Raw genomic sequence first — 17,033 nt, 5'->3', positions numbered from 1 at the left:
ACAAAAGTTTTCGTGCCACACGATACCGAGACAATCTTAATAGAGAAGAAGATCAGCATCTATCGCTCTACGTTCCAGGCATTCTCCACTAAAATATTACCTTGTTACATCACGCACGGTGCTGTTCCTCGCCTGGATGATGTCTCCAGTGGAAGCCATTGGTGTATCACCTGCTACGGTATGCGCCAGCATTCCGGCTGTCGCAGCAAAAGAGATTGTCTCCGCTGGCATCCACCCCTCCAGTTCACCATACATGATACCGCTCGCAAACGCATCGCCCGCGCCGATCCGGTCATAAACAGAAAAGGTCAGCGGCTCGGAATGAGCAAACACCCCTTCCTTGAACATATAGCCCTGTAGGCAGTGTCGGTTATCACTGTATATGGTACGATGCGTTCCAGCAAGGGTACGCACGCCATACCGTTCAGCAACCAGGGGAATGAGCTCAGTCAGTTGCTCTTCCCTTTGTACTTTGTCCGTATTTAACCCCAGAATATGAAGAGCATCCCGCTCATTCATCAGGACGATATCTGACAAATGCAACATTTCCTCATAATGCGGCTTCGCCATGGCATAACCCTGATCCCCCCATAAAGCAGGACGATAATTACAATCAAAAACAACTGTGCCGCCTTGTTCTTTGACCACCTGTGCCAATTGTTTCATCGCCAGTCTCACCGAATCATTCATCGCCAGCGTGATTCCGCAGAAATGAATAGCGTCCATGCCTGATGCAACTGCCGCAAAGGGATACGTGCCTTCAGGCGCAATATTAAAGCTGCTCTCCAGCCGGTTAGAGTAAGTCACCCGCCCAGGTCTGGCCCCATAACCATTCTCCAGAAAGTACATCCCGATATACTGCCCTCCGCGAAGCACATACTCGGTGCTCAGGCCCAGTCCGCGCAAGTAGGATTCGGCGGCATCACCCAAGGGATTGACTGGAAGCCTCGACACCAGCAGGCCTGCATATCCGTAACGTGTCATCGCCGATACTACATTGACCCCACTGCCCGAAAAGGAGTATTTCAGCCGATTACTCTGAATCAACAGATCATGTCCCGGAACTTCAAGTCGCATCATGACTTCGCCAAAAGCCCCTACGCGTTTAACCATACTTCTTCGCCAGCGTCTTCATTGATGCATATAACGACTGCACATCACTTACAATGGTCAGACCCTCCTGATCAATAATGGAGGAATACACATGTGGAATAACTTGCGGAACCCCCGCCTCCAGTGCGATTTCGAGAATCGCTTCAAAATTATCCATATCGATGCCACCGGTAGGCTCCAACGCAAAGTCCGCTTCTGCACACGCTTTCGCTACCGCTCGCAGTTCATCTTCCCTTTTTAGCCCCTGCATCGGGAAATACTTCAGTGCATTGCCACCCATATCCCGTACCAATGCAATGGCCGCGTGTACAGGCACCACGGCAAGCTCGGATTGGGCAGCGCTCACTGGACCCGTCGAAATATTGACAAAGCCCGGCTGACCAGTCGGGGAGACGAGGCTGTTAATCCAGCTGTCCCGGTCCCCGAGATTCGCTCGGGTAGCGCCAACTGCCGGAAATACCTGATTGATATGACTGCCTGGAAAATGCTTTACGATTTCGGCGACGACAGCAGCCTGTCGATTGTCTCCGGCACCTAGTCCAATTGAAACGGCATTGTCAATTTCCCGCCCATAGGCTTCCATCGCTTCCACCGCTTCAGCCACAGTGGCATAATCCTTGGAAAGAACACCAACCAGAACATGGCCCTCAGCTGCATCAAAAACCTCTTTTGCATTCGTAATGTTCTTGGCGAGCACATTCAAAGCCACCCGATTGTTATAAAATCGTTTTGCAATCTCAGACATTTCCTTCTCCTCCTGTCAATTGTCGAATTCGATCTTCAATGACCCGCATGTCATCCCCCATCAAGGGACGGGGATCGATATCGAAATAACCTTGCCTTACGCCATAATCACGAGTATAAATGGCGATAGGACCGCCTCTCAGCTCCTCATTAAGCTGTTTGGCACTGATCCCCGCCTTCGCTTCGTCGACCTGGATGCGCCCCCTGTAAATCGCTCGGCCCGCTTCGTCCTGGACAATCGATACCTGAATCCCGGCTATCTGATTGAGTGACATTAACTCCTGCAAGGAAGCCTTTTCCTGCTCACTATGGTCAGCTTTGACTGCATATTCATCCAAAGCCTGAAGCAGGCCAAACGTAGTTTCTTTACCAACTTTCATGCTGCGCCCAATCCCGTGAAGCTGAACCTTCAACCATTCGATATAGGTTCGTTTACCTGCCACAATGCCGGAAGTTGGGCCTTCAATGGCCTTGGAGCCGCTGTATATGGCTAAATCCGAATACTTCACATATTTGTGCAGGTCCTCTTCCGCAGCCGCATCAACAATGAGGGGTACCTCACACTTCTGGGCAACCTGCCAGGCTTCCTCTATGGAAATCATGTTTTTCTGTACCGCATGATGGGATTTGACGTATAGGATCGCAGCCGTTTTGTCTGAAACCGCATCCGCGATATGCTCCGCCCGACCTTCATTGGCATATCCGGCTTCGATCAGCTTCCCACCACCAAGGTAAACCATCGTCTCCACGGGAGCTCCGTATTGTACATTGTGGCCTTTCAACATAACAATTTCATTGTTCGTAATGACTTCCTGATGTAGCTTCAAACTTTCGTGGCGGTTGCCCTTTGTTACCATGGCAGCTACGGCGAGCGCGATGCCACTAGAAGCGGAATTGACAACAACGGCCGCTTCGGCACCGATTAGACGGGATACATAGTCCCCTGATTTGTCTACAAGATCTGCGATCTCCACATAACTCTGCCCGCCTTGCTTCATGGCATCCATGACTGTGTCCGTCGGTGCAGATACGCCGAGGATACTCATCCGCCCGCTGGCGTTGATAACACGTTTCAGTCCATATTTAACATTCAATGAATTGGTCACCCACAATCACTCCTTTTACTTCAATTTGACGGCTGCCTATCTTATTTACTCCCTCGGAGTCCACAAGCGTTACAGGCTTGTCTACTACTTGGAAAAGAGTCAAATTGGCTTCATCACCTGCTTGAATCCTCCCCAGCTGCGGTCTGCCCAGCCACTCTGCTGCCCGTACGGTCACCCGATCTATCGTCTCGTTCAACGAGTAGCCAAGGGCCAGAAACTTACTTAACAGATTAGCCATGCTGTAGACCGGACCGTTCAGACGATTGCCCCTGTAAATATCCGTACTGATCGTATCCGGGTCAATGCCATGCTTCTTGGCAGCTTCTGCAACCTGAAATGAAAAACTCGCAGTCCCATGTCCCACATCCAAATGCACACCGCGCTTGATGGCATCGTTCAATACATCCAGCGGCGCGCCTCTATCATCGAACAAATTATTGTTTTTTCCATTCAAATAGTGAGTGACCACATCACCACCCTGTAAGAGCGGCATGACCTCACGAATATCAGGTGGGGCTGATCCAATGTGAACCATAAGCGGCAGGCCTGTTTCCTGCGAAAACTCTCTTGCCAAATACAGCGGCCGCAGTCCGCTTTTGCCAACCACACTCCCACTGATTCTTGCTTTTAATCCCACGATGAATTCAGAATATGCCCGGGTAGCCTGTAACAGCTTGTCCCGATCAATCCAGTCCAGATTCGACAATTCGTCAGTACGCAGTAAGCCGAGGCAAGATATGTTCAAAAAGGCAAACACCCGGGTAGCCGCCTTATGAGTGCTTATCGCCAGATCGCCAATTCGATCAGCACCGCAGCTGCCTGCGTCCACAATCGTAGTAACGCCCTGTTTTACACCGATTTCATCAATGTCGTCCCCGTAAGGATCAAACTCTGGAAAAGCATGCACATGCATGTCGATCCATCCGCTGGATATGTAAGCTCCAGGCGATTCCCATATCCGATCTCCGGTTGCCGTTCCACCAGGAGCGAATTTCACAATCCTGCCTTCATTGATAACCACATCCACCTCTTCACCACTTGTAAGACGGACTCGACGCAATACCAGCTGACCGTCCATCACAATCCCCTTCCTGTTCTGGAATATTGGATTCACGTGTTCCTGCTTCATATGTATTGATATGAAAATACCCCTCTGTTCAACAAAAATAAATTCATCTTCCCAGATGCTCATACTCTTGTCTACTAAAAGGGGTAGCCTGTCAGTAATATTCTATTACTTTTATTCCTATTTCCACAATGCCTGTTTATTTCGGCTGAATATATCCTTCAGCTTTGAGCAATTCAGCGATCAGAACAGCACCGCCTGCTGCTCCGCGCAGCGTGTTGTGAGACAGTCCTACAAACTTGTAATCATATAGGGAGTCTTCGCGCAGTCTGCCCGTTGAAACGCCCATACCGCGCTCGATGTCACGATCCAGCTTCGTTTGTGGTCTGTTCTCTTCTTCAAAATACGTAATGAACTGTTTCGGTGCGCTTGGCAGACCCAGTTCTTGCGGACGACCTTTGAATTGCAGCCAACGGTCCAGAATTTCTTCTTTGGATGGTTTTTTCTCAAAGGATACAAATACTGTCGCCAGGTGACCATCTGTTACCGGTACACGGATACATTGTGTTGTAATTAATGGTGAGGACGCTTTTACAATCTCATTATTTTGAATGCTTCCCCAGATGCGCAGCGGCTCCTGTTCACTTTTCTCTTCCTCGCCACCGATGTATGGAATCACGTTATCCAGCATTTCCGGCCAGTCGGTAAAGTTTTTACCTGCGCCTGAGATCGCTTGGTATGTGGAAGCCACCACTTGAGTTGGATTGAACTCGCGCAACGCGTGAAGTGCAGGTACATAGCTCTGAATCGAGCAGTTTGGTTTAACTGCGATGAATCCGGTTTTGGTTCCGAGACGTTTGCGTTGAGCTTCAATCACGTCCAGATGTCCTGGGTTAATTTCCGGAATAACCATGGGTACATCCGCTGTCCAGCGGTGAGCCGAGTTGTTGGAAACAACCGGAGTTCCCGTTTTGGCATAAGCCTCTTCGAGCGCTTGAATTTCATTCTTTTTCATATCTACAGCACAGAATATAAAATCAACCTGGCTTGCAAAAGCTTCCACTTGGGAAGCATCCTGCACAACGATGTTTTTCACTGCTTCCGGGATCGCAGCAGCGAGCTTCCATCTGCCTTGTACGGATTCTTCGTATGTTTTGCCTGCCGAGTTAGCACTTGCTGAAATAGCCGTTACTTCAAACCATGGGTGTTCATTGAGCAGATCCACAAAACGCTGACCTACCATCCCCGTTCCTCCGACGATACCGACTTTCAATTTTGCTGACATAAAATCATCATTTCCTTTCGGTGTGAGTTTCCCCTTATTAAACACTATTCAGGCATTTCCAAAGCGTGTAGCTAACATCCCGGAAAAACCAAAAAATCCCATCCCCAAGACAAAAGTCTCAGGGACGAGATTGTTACACTCGTGGTACCACCCAGATTCGCCAATATGTCGCCATACCAGCCTCTTCGAGTTAAGGATAACTGCATTCAATTATGCCGCATCCGCATATACTCTCGCTCTATAACAGGAGCTCCTGTCACACCATCCCTCAAGCCTTAAAGTTCCGATGTGCTGCTCTGAGTCTTTATTCAACAAAAAATTCTTTACCCCTTTTCAGCTGCCGGAGCTCTCTGTAAAAGAAACCTTTTATCTACTCATCTCTTCGTCGCATTTGATATTGCGATTATAATATCAAAATTACCATCGTGAAGTAAACACATTTTTTTAGATAATGGAATTTATACGTTTTCAGCGGAGCTGAACAATTCAATTATCGCAAGAAAAACTTCAGCAAAACGCGGTCTGTCTTCTGTGAAAGTACGTCGATAGACGTTTTTCTTATAAATTACTGCAAATGGCTATTTCTTTACTGCTTTTTGGCAACAATCGCATACGTTCCCAGTGGACTCCCAGGCCTCGAGACATGATGAGTCCTAAGTAATTTCAATTCGGAAAGAAGAAGTGATTTTACCTTATTCGGAATCGGAAGCATCTGCAGTTCCATAGGCGCTTCTGCCAGTGTCATTTCGGTTTCCCAGCGACCGTCCTGCAGCTCGGGAGAATGGATCGAAATCTCTTCCTTAATCGTCCAGCCCGCCGCAGAGACAAGCTCTTGAATATCCTCCGGTGTAAAAAGCGTGCGCACATTGGAGAAGCTGTTCTCCTTGTAACATTCGACCTGGGACTGAATCAGAACGGATAACCAATGTGAGAGCTGGCTCACATCTGTAACTCGTGCATCCCATTCGGCGAAACATAACTGATGCCCCCACTTCCTAACCTTGCTAAGAATCTGGGCGAGTTCGTCAAATGATTTCAAGTACCAAGAACAATGGGAAAGTACAATCACATCAAACTCATTTTCGCCGAATTGGGCCTGATCACTTAGAATGTCAAAATCATAATCCATTCGAATTCGGTCACCCAGCGGAGATTTCCGCAGTTTGGCTGCCGCTTCACCTACGGTCAGTGGTGCACCATAATCCTCTGGTGCAATGTCTACACCATGAACATACCCGTGCTCCCCCACCAGATGTGCAAGCACGGCCGTTGTATCTCCCTGACCACAACCGATTTCCAGAACGCGGCTGCCTTCCCGGATCCCCCAAAAGAGTCCCAGTTTCATCCGATGCTCGGTCTGAATGTATTGAATGGCGGCATTGTCCTCCACGTCCATATACTTAATAAGGTCACTGATGATAGCCTCACTCATGATTCCTCACTCCTCAAAGAGCAACTTGAACTTCTTGCTCATTGTATCGTGACAGTCACCATTGTACAATGCTGGAGTCTATGCCAGAACCATGACACAGAGGAGACTCCGTCCTACAGCAGATATAAACTTCTGCTACATATCAATCCCTATCCCCACTGCGTTGCAAGCTTCTGAAGATATGGTGTCAGCATGGGCTGTAATTCCTTACGCATCAGTCCGATCTCCAAGATCGCCTGAATATATCCAAACTGATCACCAATATCGTAGCGACGCCCCTCCAGCTCAAGGGCCAGCAGCTCTTCCACCTGGCTTACTTCTTTCAGCGCATCCGTTAGCTGATATTCCCCTCCAGCCCCTCTCTCGATTTGATCGAGAATTGGAAAGATGGAAGGTTTCAGAATGTATCGTCCCATCACGGCTGTTCGGGAGGGTGCTTCTGCCATTGAAGGTTTTTCTACCAGATTGGTAATTCGGTGAACCCGATCCTCTGCGCCCTGTGAATCGATAATTCCGTATTTACTCACGTCAGCATCCTGCACTTGCCGTACACCGACAATCTGGCTGCCTGTCTTTTCATATAAATGAATCATCTGTGCGAGCGCCGGAGGATCAGACACCATAATATCATCTCCAAGCAGTACGGCGAACGGATCATCTCCCACAAACTGACGAGCACACCCAATCGCATGGCCCAATCCAAGCGGTTCTTTTTGACGGATAAAATGAATACTCGCCATTTCGCTGATCGCTTGCACTTCTTCCAATAGAGCTTGCTTGCCTTTGGCATACAGGGAATGCTCCAATTCAACCGATTTGTCAAAATGATCCTCGATCGATTTTTTATTGCGACCGGTTACGATAATGATATTTTCAATGCCCGATTGTACCGCTTCTTCCACAATGTATTGGATGGCTGGTTTGTCCACTATCGGCAGCATTTCTTTGGGTTGAGCCTTGGTTGCTGGCAAAAATCGGGTGCCAAGCCCCGCTGCCGGAATGACTGCTTTTTTAATTCTCATATCATGAAACACTCCTTTCATTAGCATCAGATGAAGGATCAGATCCTTGAACGGGCTCTGCCCGGAACACCCAATACCGACTGGCAATATAGTTTATAACCATGCCTGAGAGAGTTGCCAGTATTTTACTCATTACAACACTCCAACCTAATGTGCTATTGCAGATATACAAAATCAGGGAGGATAAAGACAGTACCACCAGATTGGTGATTACAAAACGCATGATTTCGTTTTTTTTGCCCTGTCTTCCCGCATCCTGGAAGGTCCACCTGCCGTTCCACCAGTAACTGTTCACGACCCCACAGCTATACGAGATCACCTGAGCAATTAGAGCAGGTGCGCCTGCGGCAGCGAGCAACGTGAATACCATTGCATCCACCGCCGTATTCAGGACACCCACAATTCCAAACTTAAATATAGTGACCAAACGATTAGTCATGATGAGCAACTCTGCCCGTTAACCGTGACTGACTCGACTGACTTTCCACCTGATACACATCTCTTACGATATATAGCGGGCGCGCCTTCGTTTCATCATAGATTCGGCCAACATACTCGCCAAGAATGCCCAGCATGATCAGAATGAAGCCGTTAAAGATCAGCATGATGCTGACCATTGAAGGCCATCCTTTGATCGTTGAATCTGTAAATATCGCTGAAGCGATGACACTTAGCATATAGATGAAACCGCCGATGGATAGAACAGCTCCTACGTAACCTGCCAGCTTGAGTGGTTTGTGTGAGAATGAGGTAATGCCGTCCAGACTCAGCTTCAACATGCGTTTCAGCGGGTATTTGGTCTCCCCTGCTAAACGTTCATCCCGTTCGTACTCAATGGCCGTCTGACGGAACCCCACCCAACTGACCAGTCCGCGAACAAATCGATTTTTTTCCGGAAGACGTTTCATCTCATCACATACCTTGCGATCAATCAGACGAAAATCGCCGGTATCCACTGGAATATCCGTATCCGTCGACGCACGCAGTACGCGGTAGAACAGGCTTGCCGACCATTTCTTGAAGCGGGTCTCCCCGCTTCGTCTGGTCCGACGGGCATAGACAACCTCATAGCCCTCTTTCCACTTGGCGATCATGTCCAATATCAGCTCGGGAGGGTCCTGAAGATCCGCATCAATAATGACGACCGCATCGCCTGCTGCATAATCCATCCCTGCTGTAATCGCGATCTGGTGACCGAAGTTGCGTGCAAAATCAATCAGCTTCACACTCTCGTCCCAACGGGCGTAGTCACGAATCATCTGTGCACTTTGGTCCACGCTACCGTCATTGACAAACAGCAGCTCGTAGCTTTCTCCCGTACTGCCCATCACTTTTTTCAGACGCCGATAAGTCTCCTCAATCACCGCTTCTTCGTTATACATCGGAATGATAATGCTGTAACGGCACTTTTGAGCCATGTTCGTTCCCTCCCTTATACCAATCGATCACGCTTATAATTTCACTTCATATAAAGTGGTTTGACCACCGAAACCGGAACCGCTGTCCGTACCTGTCTTCCACTCTGACGTTGGAATTTCGGTACCATGCTCCTTGATCCAGTCACCGATATCAGAACTTCCACCTCGGCCGCCCATGCCACCTACCATGAAGTATTTCACTTGTCCACTCTTCACAAGTTGTTCCAGTTTTTCCGTGGTATACACCGGATCTGAGCCCGAGAACCCCCCAAGCGTAATGACTGCTTCATTCTCATCGATGATATATGGAGCTGCCTGGTTATAGTCCGTCGTTGCGAAGAGATAGGTTTCACCTGTGTTATGCTCTCTCAGATAATTCAGTGTTGTGGTGTCCACTTCTTCGTTGCGGTTTCCCGCTCCACCTCGACCACCTGTCGTAGGCATTCCTCCTCCACCATTCATGTTTCCTTCTGAATTCGGAGGTGTTCCCATGCCCGCATTATTCGGGTCAGCTTCATCGGATGATGGGAAAGCCTGATCGGTGTCGGTGTCATTTGATGCGTTCGGCAGAACCATATCGCCACCAATGCGATCACCTTGTCTATCTCCCATCGCCATGCCCATTCCACCGAACATCCCATTGGAACCTGTAGGTCCAGCTGCCGGAATCATGCTGTTACCTCCATATGTGATAGGGGTAAATGCCCAATAGGTCGGACCGATCAGCATGACCATGAAGCCTGCGATAATCAAACCCTTTTTCCAGGGGTGTGAACGATTAAGCATCACAATCAGAATAACCGTGATCAGAATGCCTGCGATCAATTCACTTATGGACCAAGCTGCCCCGATCGTTTCGTTATACACCTGCATGATGTACCAGCCGAAGATGGTCGTAAGCAGTACGGATATCGGAAGCAGCCAGGCTTGCCAGCCATTGCGTTCACGATACGCCGTCCACATGGCTGCAAATCCTGCTCCGGTTAATGCCGCTACAGGAGGTGCGAGCATAATCAGATAATATTGATGGAAAAAACCAGCTACACTAAAGAAAGCAGCTACCGGAAGCAGCCAGACCAGCCAGAACAAAGCTTCCTTGTGCTTATCTGTTATATTTCTCCGTCTTAATCCTGCAAAAATCGCGATGCAGCCAAGTAATACCATCGGCAAAAGCCAACTGGCCTGGCCGGACAGTTCGGTCTGGAATAAGCGCAGAGGACCTTTTTCCCCTGTACCAAACATGCCACCCATGCCTCCACCGCCGCCATTACCGCCTCCGAAATTCCTTCCATTAGGCATCTCGCCACCGTTTGGCATCTGACCGCCCGGGAAAGTCATTCCGTTCATGCCACCCATTTCACCATTTCCCGGTGCATTGACTGTTGGAGCCGAGCCGCTGCCCGACTGATCGGATGCTGATGTCTGGGAAGTTGCGTTGCCACGGACCTTGCCTTCATCAGAGGCGTTTGGCATGCCTGCATTCGCTGATCTGTTCTGTTGTCCCGTGAGACGGGATAAGCCGTTATATCCAAAAGCCAGCTCCAGCACCGAATTGGTTTCACTGCTGCCGATATAAGGCCGTTCATCTGTCGGTATAGAATCCACGGTAACTGCCCAGGATAAGGAAACAACTGCCAGCACTGCCGTACTTCCGATCAGCAGGATGATTTTTCTTCTCCACTTTGCATTGAATGCAAGCAGATAGAACAAGTAGAAAGCCGGAAGAATCATGTAGGCTTGCAGCATTTTCATATTAAAAGCAAGTCCAATGAGTGCAAAGGCAACCAGGATGCGCCACGTACTACCTTGCTTGCTTCCCTTGAACAAAAACCATGAACCCAGCAGCAACGTGAATACCAACATGCTGTCAATATTGTTGGTACGACTGACCGCTGCCACAACAGGAACAGTCGCCATCGCAAGTGCCGAGATTCGCGCCGCGGCAAGACCAAATGTAGGCTTGACCATGAAATATATCAGCAGCACCGAACCGATCCCCGCTAACGCTTGCGGTAAAATAACACTCCATCCATGTAATCCAAATACGTAAGCAAAAGCGGTTTGAATCCAGAAGACAACCGGTGGTTTGTCTACGGTTACCGAACCAGCCGAGTCAAGCGATGCGTAGAAAAAGTTATGGAAATTTCTCAGCATGCTCCCGACGGCGGTCGTATAATAGGAATTGGCATATTGGTCGTTCCAGATGCCATACCCGTTCAGAAATGCCGCCAGTAAAACAATCGGCAGAAGGACAAGGTCAATCCTTCGTTTGGCGTTATTCAATCTCAATCACTCCTTCAAGTTCTTCATGTCTACTATTGTGACATGCCAAAGTAAAACTGGGATGAGTGCCCGCTGAATGTTGCCTGAGGATAACTTGCAAACTTTTCAGCTAATTTTCAGTTTGGCGAGCGATAATACAGCATATAGACCTCTAGATTTGAGGGTATGTAATCGATGGATTTAACGGGAGGGAACGCCTGCTTATGAAGCTAAGTACTGGCATTAAAATACTATTGGCAGATGATGAACCACATATTTTGCAATTTCTGGAGCTTGGGCTAAGCAACGAAGGATTTGACGTACGTACGGCCCCGGATGGAGCCGCTGCGCTTGAATTGGCACTAGACTTTCGTCCACATATGGCCATTCTGGATGTCATGATGCCCGAGATGGATGGGTTTGAGGTTGTTGAGCGTCTGCGCAAGAGCGGGGCTCAGGTCGGGGTGATCATGCTGACAGCCAAAGATGAAGTCGAGAATCGGGTAAAAGGCCTATGGCTTGGTGCTGACGATTATATGATTAAGCCTTTTGCGTTCGATGAACTGCTTGCACGGATTCAGGCAAGGCTGCGTAATCAGTTTCCTTTATTAATAGGGGCAGTGACTCATGGTCCATTCCGAATTGATGATCAACGCAAAGAGATTACCTATCACGATCAGATTCTGGAGTTATCTCCAACCGAATATGAACTATTAAAATTCATCGTGCTTAATCATGGCATTGTCCTGAGTAAAGCGACCATTCTGAACCGCGTGTGGGGATACGATTTTGGTGGAGAAGAGAATATTGTGGAGGTGTACGTCCGCTCCTTGCGTGACAAACTGGGGGATAAAGAACATAAGCTCATTCGTACACTTCGAGGTGTCGGATACAGGGTGGATCTCTAATGACCTCTTTATTAAAGAAAGATAAACATTTTTGGACATGGCTTCATCAATGGATATCGCCACATTCGCTCCGCTCTCAATTACTCGCGCGATCCCTGTTTATTATGGCTGCTCTGTTATTGTTAATTGGCATTCTTCAATTCTGGATTATGGAAAGCTTTCTGTATCGCAACCAGGCGAAAACCATGGAAGAGCAGCTCATGTCCATGCCTCCTGTGTGGCTCGGATCGTCTTCACGAAGTGGTGCGACGAACAATCCTTTTGGTGGGCAATCTGGATCAGATCCAAGAGGATCAGGCAATCGTTTCTTATACATTCCTGATCGTTCACTCGCCTTATTTGATAATCAAAGTGGCTTCGAGGACATTTTTGGTGAAGACGGTCTGATCGCTCCTCGCTTGACATCAGTTGAATATCAGAACATTACAGATCGGATCAACGATAAACAACATGTTCCGTACCGGATTGTAACGGATAACCAGGGCAATGAGCAGCTAATCGTCTTCTCCTCGCCTGGACCGCGTAATCGCGGCTTACCCATGGTGCAGATGGGCACTGCTACGAAACCGCTAAAAGATTTGATTGTGAAACAGCTTCTGATCTTCTTGATGTTATCCCTGCTGGCTATGGTGGCTGGACTCGTTCTATACGCCAAAGCACTTCGCCGGACACTGATTCCCTTGTCCAGTATGGTAGATACGGTGCAACGAATCGATGCAGGCAGCCTGGCCGAACGCCTTCCTTCTGTCCAGGGACAACAGGAAGTGGATCAGCTGGCGCTTTCATTTAACGGCATGCTCGAGAGGCTTGAAGACTCGTTTGAAGCAGAGCGGGAATCGAAAGAACAGATGCAGCGTTTTCTGTCTGATGCTTCCCATGAACTGCGTACCCCTCTTACCTCCATTCACGGATTTATTGAGGTGCTCAAGCGCGGCGCAGCTTCCAACAGCGAGCAATTATATAGCGCTTTGAACAGCATGTACGGTGAATCGGTGCGGATTAACAAACTTGTAGAGGATCTGCTGATGCTGACCAAGCTGGATCAGGCGCCTCAGCAGGAGCAGGAAGTCATCCAACTTGACAGTCTGCTGCTCGAAATGCAGCCACAGTTGATCATGATGGCTCAGGAAAGACAGGTTCATCTCGACCTGACCGCTGAAGTTCATGTAATGGCCGATGCTCACAAACTGAAACAGGTTGTACTCAATCTGTTCCACAATGCAGTACAGCACACCGATTCAGATCGGGGAACCATCAGTATTTCGTTGTATGCCGCTCAGCATAAAGCCGAGTTAACCGTCAAAGATAACGGCTCAGGAATTGAACCGGAGCATCTCCCTCATATCTTTGAACGCTTCTATCGCACAAGCTCTTCCCGTTCTAGAAAACAAGGAGGCGCGGGTCTCGGCCTTGCCATTACCCGTTCGATTGTGGAATCGTATGGAGGGAAAATTACAGTGCGTAGTCAATTAGGTGCAGGAACGGAATTTACGATTTTGCTGCCTTTGGTCAAGAGTGAAGCCCTAGGCTGAACGAGGCTTGTTAGACGAAGCTTTCCGTTTTATTGCGACTCTTATCATATGACAAATGCCCCTTTCATTTCTGCGGAGAAATGAGAGGGGTATTTGTTTGGTATCGGATCGGTAGAATGGTGAAGAGTGCATATGTATCAAGGATTATCGTTGGTCTGCGAGCCATGCGTCAATTTCAACAATCCATTGATGCTGTTCATCCGCAAGTAATGTTTCCCAGCCCAGCTCAGCAGCAGGCTTCAAATTTTTAGCCTGATCATCCACATATATAACAGGTACATCCCTGTGTAGATGAGATTGTACAAGTTTATATATCTCTATATTGGGCTTGCAATATCCGACCTGATTGGAAATGGTTATGCTCTTGCAGTACGGTTGGATCAACGGCAAAATAGATTGAATCCATTCATGACAATGATTGCTCAAGAGATGAAGTTCTGCCTGCTCGCTCCATCGTTCAAGACAATGCATGGCAGGTAGCAACTCTGTTGTTTGTTCAAGCAATTCATAAGCATACATCTTTTCAATATTGGGATATTGTGTTTGCATCCAGATCCAGAACTGTTCCTCCGTCAGCCTCCCTGTCCACAAGTCCTTGCGTATACCGCTTAATTGCTCGATTAAAACATGAAAAGGCGTACCTGCATACCTAGCAAGCTCCTGCCAGAATGAAGAGGAAAGATTGGTGATCAACACACCCGCCAGATCTAAAACAAGCTGCGGTTTGGAATCCATGGGATCACTCCTGTACAGTCATCTTGAGCCAATTACAGTAGGGTTATCGTTGGTGCTTCAACAGTTGATAATGGTTGTACGGTTCATTCTCGATTTCGATCAAATTCAGCCATTCGAAATTGCATTTCTGTATTACCTTATTCGATGCCTGATTCGTTAATAAAGCAATGGCATTCAATACTTCAACGTTTGTATTTTCAAATAAATACTGTGTTATGCCTTGTACTGCCTGCGTTGTATAGCCACGGTTCCGGAAGTGTTTCGAAATGCCGTACATAATCTCCCGATTGGGCGCTGGCAGTTCATCCTTGATCCCCGAGCAGCACCATCCAATAAACTCATCATTTTCTTTGAGCACGATAGCCATACGTAAACAGAGGTCTCCAATGTCCCCTTCCGCCAAAACAGCTTGTTTAAAATTCTGATTCTCAGGGATTTCGTATTGAGTGAGCCAAAGTGCTCTATCTTCAACCGCAGCATTCCATCCCGGCAAAAATTTGTAAACCTCAGGTTGCCAGGTGATTTCCTGCAATTTCTTCAAATCCTCAAGTCGATACTCGCGCAAATAAATATCTTTGCATTCAATGATTAATTCATCACTTTGGTTGGATTGTTTCATAATGCCTCCTGGTGTACATCTTATCTACCCTTATGCGTTCACTTTAAAGCTCGATAACAAAAAATCAATTCAAATTATAAGCTCGTATTACGTTGTTCTCTTCATCAAGAGCATACACATTCGTGAACGTTGTCATTAACATCATTTTGTCTTCACTCTGGTAAGCTTCCGGCATTCTCATGATAAACGTATTATTGCTTGACTCAACCTCCTGAGTCTCACCATTTGTGTATTCAATCTTAAACTTGTGTACAGGCATATCGGAATATAAAGCGCCCCATATAAAATTCCCTTTGTTGTTCTTCGGTTCCGCTTGTACCAAAAAGGCGGGCCCCACATCTGAACTCGCTGTCCAACCTGATTCACTATCGGTATCATAGTGATATCTCCCATTCTTATGTTCATAAGCAGCGAAAACATATTGTGTTTGGTCCAGTGACAAAACCAGTTCATTTTGCTGATCTACATTAACCACTTGAAGGGGGTATTTCCATGTAGACTGAACAGCCTTCTCTAACGTTTTATATCCAAAAATATCATTCCAGAAGAATACACAAATACTAACCAGTACACATACAACAAAGCACGAACTTATCCATAACAGCTTCCTCATATTCCCCCCCCCTTGCACATTGCCAGTTACCCAACTAACATTGGCAGACCATAAACACCGTACCACTTTGATTTAAAATGGGACTCACGCAAGTTCCTCCTTTTTCATGAACTCGTCTTTGGTTAATCCGAACAGGATCATATCCTGGTATTTCCCATCGGTATAAATCACCTGACGACGCACGCCCTCCTGCACACATCCAAGCTTTCTCATCATCGCTGCAGAAGGTTCATTTCCTTCCAGAACATAATCATTGAATTTATTAAGCCTGCGCTCGAAAAAGGCATATTTCAACAATATTCGAATGGCTCTCGTCCCGTATCCTTTTCCGCGATGATCCCTGTCAATTTGAATACCAATACTGAAGGTTCCATTCCGCTCATCGATGCTGTTCAGGTTCACGCCCCCAACATTCTCACCATCCATATTTTCAATCGTGAACATGATCCGTCCTCTGTCTAGAGAGAAATCGGAAAAGGCTTCCGTAAATTTCTTCGCCTCAGCATTCGTAGGTGGCAGCTCTACTGCACATTCCAGTAAACGACGAGCGTGTGAATCAAACCGGTTATAATAATGATCCTCCCAATCTTCCTCACGCAAAGCACGTAATCTGACCTTATCATCCTGCCAAAAATAATCGCTATAGTTAATCTCTCTCATTCTGATATCCCCCATTATTTTAATTTTCTAGCTCTACAAATACATCTTATTTGTTCCTTAGATCTTCAATAATTTGCTTGTGTGTGGGTAAGAAATGTTCTGGTATGGAATGTATATCAAAAAATCGTGTTTCTATGGACTCTTCACTCTCTTTTATCGTTCCACAAAAGTCGTTGCTTTTGAACATTACTTGCACCAATGCAACTTCATCTCCATTACTATAAACGACCTCGTATTCAGGACCTGAGTATATCGAGAATAATTCTATTGAATTCAGTGTTAAACCTGTTTCTTCATATACTTCTCTTTGTGCTGTCTCCTGAACGGTTTCTCCTATCTCCATAAATCCACCTGGAAACCCCCAGAATCCATTATCCGATCGTTTTTGTAATAGAACTTTGCCAGTCTCATCGATTACGATAGCCCCTGAAACCACCATGATAACTTTGGCGTTCCCCACAAATGACCGCATATACTGAATATAGTCCTGATCCATGGTTATCTCCTTATATTGTTAG

The 17,033-nt window shown here is 47.2% G+C and carries 17 protein-coding genes and 1 other annotated feature; of the genes, 2 read left to right on the top strand and 15 right to left on the bottom strand.

Annotated features, from left to right (window positions below; all coding sequences use genetic code 11):
- Nucleotides 1–96: 96 nt before the first annotated feature.
- From PTQ21_RS18985 to PTQ21_RS18940, 10 genes are all read right to left on the bottom strand, one after another.
- A complete protein-coding gene (locus tag PTQ21_RS18985) occupies nucleotides 97–1,113 on the bottom strand; it encodes a sugar kinase (protein WP_274566717.1) in 1,017 nt (338 codons plus the stop codon).
- Nucleotides 1,106–1,858 carry a 2-dehydro-3-deoxy-phosphogluconate aldolase gene (gene dagF, locus PTQ21_RS18980; protein WP_274566716.1) on the bottom strand — a complete coding sequence of 251 codons (753 nt, stop codon included), beginning with the start codon at nucleotides 1,856–1,858 and terminating at the stop codon, nucleotides 1,106–1,108. Before dagF ends, PTQ21_RS18985 begins: the two co-directional genes overlap by 8 nt.
- Nucleotides 1,851–2,963 (bottom strand): DgaE family pyridoxal phosphate-dependent ammonia lyase, encoded by a 1,113-nt coding sequence (locus PTQ21_RS18975; protein WP_274566715.1) that lies wholly within the window; start codon nucleotides 2,961–2,963, stop codon nucleotides 1,851–1,853. The genes dagF and PTQ21_RS18975 overlap by 8 nt, the downstream gene beginning before the upstream one ends.
- Nucleotides 2,941–4,041 (bottom strand): amidohydrolase/deacetylase family metallohydrolase, encoded by a 1,101-nt coding sequence (locus PTQ21_RS18970; RefSeq protein WP_274570528.1) that lies wholly within the window; start codon nucleotides 4,039–4,041, stop codon nucleotides 2,941–2,943. Before PTQ21_RS18970 ends, PTQ21_RS18975 begins: the two co-directional genes overlap by 23 nt.
- A gap of 187 nt (nucleotides 4,042–4,228) precedes the next feature.
- Nucleotides 4,229–5,314, bottom strand: coding sequence for an aspartate-semialdehyde dehydrogenase (asd, locus tag PTQ21_RS18965; RefSeq protein ID WP_063563527.1), 1,086 nt, complete (start codon nucleotides 5,312–5,314; stop codon nucleotides 4,229–4,231).
- Between the two features lie 117 nt (nucleotides 5,315–5,431).
- Nucleotides 5,432–5,709, bottom strand: a binding site (T-box leader).
- A gap of 191 nt (nucleotides 5,710–5,900) precedes the next feature.
- The gene (locus PTQ21_RS18960; RefSeq protein WP_274566710.1) at nucleotides 5,901–6,746 is read right to left on the bottom strand and encodes a class I SAM-dependent methyltransferase; all 846 of its coding nucleotides are present in this window, start codon (nucleotides 6,744–6,746) and stop codon (nucleotides 5,901–5,903) included.
- Between the two features lie 149 nt (nucleotides 6,747–6,895).
- Nucleotides 6,896–7,768, bottom strand: coding sequence for a UTP--glucose-1-phosphate uridylyltransferase GalU (gene galU / locus PTQ21_RS18955; RefSeq protein WP_072732648.1), 873 nt, complete (start codon nucleotides 7,766–7,768; stop codon nucleotides 6,896–6,898).
- Between the two features lies 1 nt (nucleotide 7,769).
- A complete protein-coding gene (locus PTQ21_RS18950; RefSeq protein ID WP_079694407.1) occupies nucleotides 7,770–8,207 on the bottom strand; it encodes a GtrA family protein in 438 nt (145 codons plus the stop codon).
- Nucleotides 8,200–9,186: a glycosyltransferase family 2 protein gene (locus PTQ21_RS18945; RefSeq protein ID WP_079694408.1), complete on the bottom strand. Its 987-nt coding sequence runs from the start codon at nucleotides 9,184–9,186 to the stop codon at nucleotides 8,200–8,202. The genes PTQ21_RS18950 and PTQ21_RS18945 overlap by 8 nt, the downstream gene beginning before the upstream one ends.
- 33 nt (nucleotides 9,187–9,219) lie before the next feature.
- Complete coding sequence (locus tag PTQ21_RS18940) at nucleotides 9,220–11,469, bottom strand: ArnT family glycosyltransferase (protein ID WP_274566708.1); 2,250 nt, start codon at nucleotides 11,467–11,469, stop codon at nucleotides 9,220–9,222.
- Between the two features lie 203 nt (nucleotides 11,470–11,672).
- Between PTQ21_RS18940 and PTQ21_RS18935 the strand changes: the two genes are divergently transcribed.
- Both PTQ21_RS18935 and PTQ21_RS18930 read left to right on the top strand, forming a co-directional pair.
- Nucleotides 11,673–12,356 carry a response regulator transcription factor gene (locus tag PTQ21_RS18935; RefSeq protein WP_063563521.1) on the top strand — a complete coding sequence of 228 codons (684 nt, stop codon included), beginning with the start codon at nucleotides 11,673–11,675 and terminating at the stop codon, nucleotides 12,354–12,356.
- Entirely contained in the window at nucleotides 12,356–13,888 is a 1,533-nt protein-coding gene (locus PTQ21_RS18930; protein WP_274566705.1) for a sensor histidine kinase, read from the top strand. Before PTQ21_RS18935 ends, PTQ21_RS18930 begins: the two co-directional genes overlap by 1 nt.
- Before the next feature lie 144 nt (nucleotides 13,889–14,032).
- Here the strand turns inward: PTQ21_RS18930 and PTQ21_RS18925 are convergent, their stop codons facing one another.
- From PTQ21_RS18925 to PTQ21_RS18905, 5 genes are all read right to left on the bottom strand, one after another.
- Entirely contained in the window at nucleotides 14,033–14,623 is a 591-nt protein-coding gene (locus PTQ21_RS18925) for an HAD-IA family hydrolase (RefSeq protein WP_274566704.1), read from the bottom strand.
- Nucleotides 14,624–14,666: 43 nt separating this feature from the next.
- Nucleotides 14,667–15,242 (bottom strand): GNAT family N-acetyltransferase, encoded by a 576-nt coding sequence (locus PTQ21_RS18920; RefSeq protein WP_274566703.1) that lies wholly within the window; start codon nucleotides 15,240–15,242, stop codon nucleotides 14,667–14,669.
- 64 nt (nucleotides 15,243–15,306) lie between these two features.
- Complete coding sequence (locus PTQ21_RS18915) at nucleotides 15,307–15,855, bottom strand: hypothetical protein (RefSeq protein WP_274566701.1); 549 nt, start codon at nucleotides 15,853–15,855, stop codon at nucleotides 15,307–15,309.
- Nucleotides 15,856–15,939: 84 nt separating this feature from the next.
- Nucleotides 15,940–16,515 carry a GNAT family N-acetyltransferase gene (locus tag PTQ21_RS18910; RefSeq protein ID WP_269056660.1) on the bottom strand — a complete coding sequence of 192 codons (576 nt, stop codon included), beginning with the start codon at nucleotides 16,513–16,515 and terminating at the stop codon, nucleotides 15,940–15,942.
- A 46-nt stretch (nucleotides 16,516–16,561) separates the two neighbouring features.
- Nucleotides 16,562–17,011 carry an NUDIX hydrolase gene (locus PTQ21_RS18905; RefSeq protein WP_063563515.1) on the bottom strand — a complete coding sequence of 150 codons (450 nt, stop codon included), beginning with the start codon at nucleotides 17,009–17,011 and terminating at the stop codon, nucleotides 16,562–16,564.
- Nucleotides 17,012–17,033 lie beyond the last annotated feature (22 nt).

Source organism: Paenibacillus marchantiae, from assembly GCF_028771845.1.
Classification (GTDB): domain Bacteria; phylum Bacillota; class Bacilli; order Paenibacillales; family Paenibacillaceae; genus Paenibacillus; species Paenibacillus marchantiae.
This window is presented reverse-complemented; position numbering and strand designations above follow the sequence as displayed.

Bases quoted from the DNA above. Each gene is read 5' to 3' on its own strand.
- PTQ21_RS18985 (WP_274566717.1), bottom strand. From the start codon at position 1,113: ATGGTTAAACGCGTAGGGGCTTTTGGCGAAGTCATGATGCGACTTGAA.
- dagF (WP_274566716.1), bottom strand. From the start codon at position 1,858: ATGTCTGAGATTGCAAAACGATTTTATAACAATCGGGTGGCTTTGAAT.
- PTQ21_RS18970 (WP_274570528.1), bottom strand. From the start codon at position 4,041: ATGGACGGTCAGCTGGTATTGCGTCGAGTCCGTCTTACAAGTGGTGAA.
- asd (WP_063563527.1), bottom strand. From the start codon at position 5,314: ATGTCAGCAAAATTGAAAGTCGGTATCGTCGGAGGAACGGGGATGGTA.
- PTQ21_RS18960 (WP_274566710.1), bottom strand. From the start codon at position 6,746: ATGAGTGAGGCTATCATCAGTGACCTTATTAAGTATATGGACGTGGAG.
- galU (WP_072732648.1), bottom strand. From the start codon at position 7,768: ATGAGAATTAAAAAAGCAGTCATTCCGGCAGCGGGGCTTGGCACCCGA.
- PTQ21_RS18950 (WP_079694407.1), bottom strand. From the start codon at position 8,207: ATGACTAATCGTTTGGTCACTATATTTAAGTTTGGAATTGTGGGTGTC.
- PTQ21_RS18945 (WP_079694408.1), bottom strand. From the start codon at position 9,186: ATGGCTCAAAAGTGCCGTTACAGCATTATCATTCCGATGTATAACGAA.
- PTQ21_RS18935 (WP_063563521.1), top strand. From the start codon at position 11,673: ATGAAGCTAAGTACTGGCATTAAAATACTATTGGCAGATGATGAACCA.
- PTQ21_RS18930 (WP_274566705.1), top strand. From the start codon at position 12,356: ATGACCTCTTTATTAAAGAAAGATAAACATTTTTGGACATGGCTTCAT.
- PTQ21_RS18925 (WP_274566704.1), bottom strand. From the start codon at position 14,623: ATGGATTCCAAACCGCAGCTTGTTTTAGATCTGGCGGGTGTGTTGATC.
- PTQ21_RS18920 (WP_274566703.1), bottom strand. From the start codon at position 15,242: ATGAAACAATCCAACCAAAGTGATGAATTAATCATTGAATGCAAAGAT.
- PTQ21_RS18915 (WP_274566701.1), bottom strand. From the start codon at position 15,855: ATGAGGAAGCTGTTATGGATAAGTTCGTGCTTTGTTGTATGTGTACTG.
- PTQ21_RS18910 (WP_269056660.1), bottom strand. From the start codon at position 16,515: ATGAGAGAGATTAACTATAGCGATTATTTTTGGCAGGATGATAAGGTC.
- PTQ21_RS18905 (WP_063563515.1), bottom strand. From the start codon at position 17,011: ATGGATCAGGACTATATTCAGTATATGCGGTCATTTGTGGGGAACGCC.